Source organism: Mycobacterium sp. NGS34 (assembly GCF_059812845.1).
This window is the reverse complement of sequence record NZ_JCALDM010000051.1, coordinates 1-1,716: the sequence shown is the minus strand read 5'-3', so window position 1 is coordinate 1,716 and position 1,716 is coordinate 1. Positions and strand designations below refer to the sequence as shown.

Below are 1,716 nucleotides of genomic sequence, written 5' to 3'. Positions count from 1 at the left end.
CCGACTTGGCTCAATTTAGTGCGCACGGTCGGCCCGGATGTCGGCGAGTGCGTCGCGGAGGTCGTCGGGTAGCGGGTCGGCGGCGGTGAGGATCTGGGCGCCGGCTTTGATTTTGACGGTGCGGTAGCGGCATGTGGTACGTACGAATTTCTTGATGCTCCAACCGGTTTGGTGTTCGATCCAGTGACTGACGGCCAGCGCGGCGACGACGATGCTTAGGTGGGCCTCGATGGACTCGCGGATGTGGTGATAGACCGGTCGGGCTTGGAGGTCGTGCTTGGACATCCGGAAGCTTTTCTCGATGCGCCACAGCTGGTGGTAGGAGTCGATGACGAACTCCGAGCTTTTCCCGGTGAGGTTGGTGGTGTATCCCTTCCAGCCTGCCAGGGCCCGGGTCTTGGCTTCCAGATCCCGGTTGACGCTCTTGGTGGCACCGGACAGCTGGATGTAGCGGTTGCGTTTGACCGGGGCTTTGCCGTCAACGGCGCGTTCGGCTTTGGCGACCTGCTCGTCGATGCCGCGCAGGCTGCGCCGGGCCCGATCATGGCGGTATTGGTAGTAGATGACCCGATCCGGGATGCCGCGGGCCTTTTCGCTGCTGGTGGACGGCCACGGTTGGGTCAACACCAGCCCGTCGGGGATCGCCTCGTCGGGGTGTTTGTCGCGCCATCGGCGGACCACGTCGGGCAGCAGTGGGATGCGGGTGCCGAGGATGAACGACAACCCCGCGCCCTGCAGGGCGATCTGGTTGGCCTCAGAGATCATTCCGGCATCAGCGACCACGGTGACGTCGGTGAGCTGGTGGGCTTTTTTGAAGGCGTTGATCACCGGCAGCATGGTCGCGGTCTCGGCCTTGTTGCCCTCAAAGGCCTCCACGGTCAGCGGGAACCCGCTGGCATCGGTCAACAGCCCGAGGGTGATCTGTGGTTCCAGGCGGCGTTCCTTGGAAAACCCCGGTTCGCGGAACCCGTCACCGGCGTCGGTTTCGAAGTAGAGAGTGGACACGTCGAACAACACCAGCGACGCAGGTCCCAGGCCGGCATGGGCGGCGCACGCGGTGGCCAGCGATTGCCGCCAAGCCGATTTGGCGTAGCCGGGCAAGCGGCGCTTGATGGTGGCGTAGGAGGCCGGCTGGACTCCCACCTCGCTGAGCACCCGCTCGGTGTCGAGTTTGCTGGCCGGTTCGATGATCCGCGCCAACACCAGATCGCGAAACACGTTGTCGCCCTTGGTCGCCGACTCAAACCCCAGCACCCGGTAGGCAGCGCACAACCCGTCCCACAGATGGGTCATCTGCGAGGACGTGATCGGCAACGGCTCCGCACCCGCCGGGCCCGCCACACCCAGATCCAGCACCGCCTGACCGGCCATCAACCGCTCGGCGGCGGCGGCCTTCAACGCCGCCAACTCGGTTTCATCATGGGCCGAGCCGATGTGCTCGATCGAGCGTGACCCGCGCCGCGACGACCACACGATCTGCACCGCTGTCGCCCCCGAGGCGGTCTTCACGGTGCGCACGTAGGCCACCAGCGCAGCCTACGACCCCCAATTAGTGCACAAATTCCGCCGAGTCCAACCACAAACCCCCAGCTCAAACCCCTGCGATCACCCCACGACCCGAAACGTGAGCCAAGTCAGGTCTTGGAATCCCTATCATTATGGCCAGTACCCCCAGGGGGTAGGGACTTTAGACCCTTATGCATGAGGCGAACCGGC

1 protein-coding gene is annotated in these 1,716 nt (G+C 64.6%); it reads right to left on the bottom strand.

What is annotated here, in order from left to right; all coding sequences use genetic code 11:
• Positions 1 to 15 precede the first annotated feature (15 nt).
• Positions 16 to 1,527, bottom strand: coding sequence for an IS1634 family transposase (locus AC5Y7V_RS31335; protein ID WP_499883787.1), 1,512 nt, complete (start codon positions 1,525 to 1,527; stop codon positions 16 to 18).
• Positions 1,528 to 1,716: the final 189 nt, after the last annotated feature.